This window comes from Actinomadura sp. NPDC023710 (assembly GCF_040639875.1).
Classification (GTDB): domain Bacteria; phylum Actinomycetota; class Actinomycetes; order Streptosporangiales; family Streptosporangiaceae; genus Spirillospora; species Spirillospora citrea.
Genome location: NZ_JBFAGB010000100.1, coordinates 1 through 3,829, shown reverse-complemented (window position 1 = coordinate 3,829; position 3,829 = coordinate 1). Strand labels below are relative to the sequence as shown.

Genomic DNA, 3,829 nt, shown 5'->3' with positions numbered 1-3,829 from the left:
CCGGTGGACGACGAGATCGCCGAGATCGCCGCCGCGGCCGCGCACGCCGCCGCCCTCGGCGGCGCCTTCACCCCCGGTGACTCCCCCAGCCCTCCCTAGGCCGCGGCGTACACCCGCCGCACCAGCGAAAGGACCCGCACATGCGCCAGGACATCGAGTTCATCTCGGCCGGAACGACCGAGGTACGCAAAAGCTTCGACGCCGACCGGCTCGCCCGGTTCAACGGCGAGGCGCCGGCCGAGAGGCAGCGCCGATTCGTCGTCCAGGCCTCGCACGAGATGCGCACACCGCTTGCCGCGCTACGACTGGAGTTGGAAGAAGCCCTGACCAACAGGGACGTCGCCGACCCCTTCGCGGCGTTGAAGGAGGCGTTGCAGAGCGTCGAGCGCTTGGAGAACACGGTGATCGCCCTGCTCTGGTCGCTCCAAAGGGACGCTTCGGAGCGCCCTTAAGCGACTGGTTCATGAAGTCCGACCCAGCGTGGGTGTGGAGCAGGTCGTGGATCCCCAGGTGTGCCCCACCTGTCGCTGCACAAAGTGCGGAACGGCGCCGTCCTCGATCAGGTGGGTGATGTAGGAGTGCCGCAGGTGCGGATGCGGCGCCTCCTCCAAACCCAGCTCATCACGGTAGGCGGCGAACCGTCGGGTGATCTGCGCTTCGGCGACCCAGTCCCAGACCGTCAACACCGTGCGCCGCCGCGGCGGCGACCCCTTGACCGCGTTGCCGTAACGGACGTAACAGGCCCCGTAGCGTCCGAACTCAGGTGCCTTGGGGTTGATCTGGGCGTTCGCGCGTTCGTCGGGGGCGCAGCGCTTGGCGTGTGCGCGGTCGGCGTTCTTTGCGGCTCGGACTTGTCGTGTCTGCGCAACCGGTGACTGGAGTGCCGTCAAATTGATCACCTGGTAGACCTCATGCGCGACGTAGTGCCTGAGGCAACGGACGATTTCCTTGCTCTTGCCCTCGGCCAGGCGCCGGACGATGTTGGTCTTTGGTGCGCTGGTCCATCCGGACGCGGCTCAGCACGATCTCCAAGAGGGCGTGGTGGGCCTGGTCGTTGCCGCCGCAGTTGAAGCGGTCTCGCCCCTAGCTAGGCAACTGCCGGTGGGCAGCGGTGTGGCTCCGGCCATCTAGGCGAAGCTGGCCCCGCTGCGCAGCCGGTGCGGGTTCTCGGCCTTCGGCGCAGGACCGAGCGTCACCCATACCGCTCACCAACATGCACATCACCTCGACGAGCCCTGCGGACCCCGCAACTGGCGGCCCGGCGGCGACCATCGAGCCCGAACCCAACAACGCCGCGGCCGCTTTGAGCGCTTCGGGAATCTGCGAAGCGTGCGGTGGCTCCCGAAACTGGCCCCCGAGACTACGAAGCGCTCATTGGAACACACGAGATCGCACCGCGTACAACACTCTGACCTGCGGAAACTTGGAATGGGCGATACTGGGTTCGAACCAGTGGCCTCTTCGGTGTGAAGCAATTCAGGAGAGTCGATCTAGGTCGATCTGAGTCGAACGGGGAGCCTCTCACCTGCGCGAACGCCCTGCTTGAGTCGCGTTGAGTCGTTGGGAGCCTGATTGCCGTGGCTCCCAAAACTGGCTCCCGTGGCTCCCTGACCGCGGGAGAGCAACCCGTGTCCTTCCGCAACCCGATGATGATGATGCTAACCAGCCGGCATTTGGGACTAGATCTGGTGCGGCGGCAGGGAGGACTCCCGCCGCCTGCTCCTCGGCCAAGCGTCGTCTGACCGAGGGGCGCACCTCCACCGGCAGGGGTCGGCCGACTGTCCCCTGCGGACAGAAAATGCGCGTACCACCTCTGCGACCAGAACGCTGCCGATGTCCCCCGGCAACCGCCACCCGGCTCCGCCATGGCATCGTGGGCCTCTGGCTGCAGGGCTGGATCACCGCCGCCAGCGTCATAAGCGCCCACTAGGACAACAGGTGCCCCACCGCGATCGAACTGGCCCAGCAAGCCTACGACCAGGCAGAATCGCCGCTCCGGCAAGCACATCTTCGACATTCTTGGTCGATCCACCGCAGATCTACTGGATTGCGTCCCCAAGACCAATGTGACGTTCAACGTCTGGGCGGTCTGGGTCCAGGCGGGCGATCCTCACAGATGGCGAGGTCAAGTCCCGGGATCAGTTGCTGATGAAGACCAGGCTGCCCAACGGCACAAGCGACAACGCCTTCAATGCATCCTCGGGGACGGCTACGCTGCCCTGTGTGGTCGCCCGCCCGAAGACCGACCGGTCAGGCCAGCCATGGAAGGCGACCGTGCCCGGGCCACCTCCGATAGTGTCGCGGGCTTGCGAATGTACACCGACGGGAAGGATCAGCGGGCTAGGTCCGGGCTTGGACGGCTTTAGTGAGGCGAGCAGGAACGTGCGGCCGACCGGGGTAGGGGTGGCGGCGGCACCCACCGCAACCTTCCAGCTCCCCGTTGGCTTGTTCGACTTCAGCAGGATGAGCCGCCGATCCGACAGGTCAACCTTAACGACGTAGGGGGTGAAAGCCCCTTGCAGACTGTCGTTTGCGGCAATCCACCCGGTAGCGCCATTAGGGCGGGATGGCAGCAGCACCTGATGCCAGCCAGTTTGGCTGGCGATCACCGGCATCCACGTAGGGCTGTTCAGCTGTGTCACTGGCAGCCGTGCGATCGGAGCGCCGCCTGGCCGTTCGTACACCGTCTGCGGCGTATTGGGATGTAGCACCGTCCCGTCGCCGGGTTTGGACGAGTTACCATCCAGCGGCGCCTTGAGAACCGTCGAATCGGTGGTCGCCTCCACGAGCTTCGAATTGTCGACGCCAGCCCCTTGAGCCCGCCCCCCGTGCGACCCACTGCAGCCGGCCACCGTAAGCATGGCGGCAATCGCCGCGGCGCCCGGCACGACACCAGCCCAGAACCTAAGTCCCACGCCCATCACCCCCTGCGATTCACTGTTAGCAGCAGTTGTATCACACACAGTGATCACCTTGTGAGGGGATCGCCTAGGCGTTTATGCCTGTGGACCGTACCGAAGGGCTTGGCGGGAGGGTCTCAAAAACAGGTGCATGTTCCCTTTTTGGGCGAACGTCCAGTTCGGCAACTAGAGCGAGCAGCCGAGTGGGACGAGGTCCTCACAGTGGCCGGTTTGCACCGTTCGGCCGCGAACGCTCCGCATAAGCTGGGTCTCCTTACCGCGATGCGTAAGTGCGTTATCGGAACCCTCGCAGGACGAAGGGCCCGGCCCATGTTTCTGTAGGCCGGGCCCTTCGCGACCCGCTAAGACCCCATCATGAACCTTCGTCGAGACTCAATTCCTCCACGACGAAAGAACACCATGGTTCAGCTCGGCGGGGCCATCCAGTCGGTCACGGAGTAGTCTCCGGTGACCGGCTTAGGAGCGGGTGCCTGAGGAAGCCCGTTGTGGCACGTTTCAGGCTTTCCGTGAGACTGGCACTGCTCCTGGCACATCTGGCCATGGTCGCCCTTGCCATGGGGCTGGCAGGTTGGCTTCGGCTTGGGCGCCGTCCCCGTCGGCTTCGGCGTGGGCTTCGTTGTCGGTGCCGTCACCGTAGGCGTCGGCGTCGGTGCCGTCACCGTAGGCGTCGGCGTGGGAGCCGTCACCGTCGGCGTAGGCGTCGGTGCCGTCACCGTAGGCGTCGGCGTCGGTGCCGTCACCGTAGGCGTAGGCGTCGGTGCCGTCACCGTAGGCGTCGGCGTCGGTGCCGTCACCGTCGGCGTCGGCGTCGGAGCCGTCACCGTCGGCGTCGGCGTCGGAGCCGTCACCGTCGGCGTCGGCGTCGGAGCCGTCACCGTCGGCGTCGGCGTCGGAGCCGTCACCGTCGG

Annotated in this window: 3 protein-coding genes and 1 pseudogene; 1 reads left to right on the top strand and 3 read right to left on the bottom strand. The window is 65.9% G+C overall.

The genetic code is table 11. From position 1 onward, the window contains the following. The first annotated feature begins 140 nt into the window (after window positions 1-140). Window positions 141-452, top strand: coding sequence for a histidine kinase dimerization/phospho-acceptor domain-containing protein (locus tag AB0H37_RS44905; protein WP_360618842.1), 312 nt, complete (start codon window positions 141-143; stop codon window positions 450-452). A gap of 9 nt (window positions 453-461) precedes the next feature. Here AB0H37_RS44905 and AB0H37_RS44900 read toward each other — a convergent pair whose 3' ends face one another. The 3 genes and pseudogenes from AB0H37_RS44900 to AB0H37_RS44890 all read right to left on the bottom strand — a co-directional run. Beyond that, the gene (locus AB0H37_RS44900) at window positions 462-899 is read right to left on the bottom strand and encodes a tyrosine-type recombinase/integrase (protein ID WP_360618840.1); all 438 of its coding nucleotides are present in this window, start codon (window positions 897-899) and stop codon (window positions 462-464) included. Between the two features lie 1,239 nt (window positions 900-2,138). After that, window positions 2,139-2,786 (bottom strand): L,D-transpeptidase, encoded by a 648-nt coding sequence (locus AB0H37_RS44895; RefSeq protein WP_360618838.1) that lies wholly within the window; start codon window positions 2,784-2,786, stop codon window positions 2,139-2,141. A gap of 630 nt (window positions 2,787-3,416) precedes the next feature. Continuing rightward, window positions 3,417-3,829: pseudogene (locus tag AB0H37_RS44890) on the bottom strand (hypothetical protein); the annotation flags it as partial.

Excerpts from the sequence above, each read along its gene's own strand:
- AB0H37_RS44905 (WP_360618842.1), top strand. The coding sequence starts at position 141 with ATGCGCCAGGACATCGAGTTCATCTCGGCCGGAACGACCGAGGTACGC.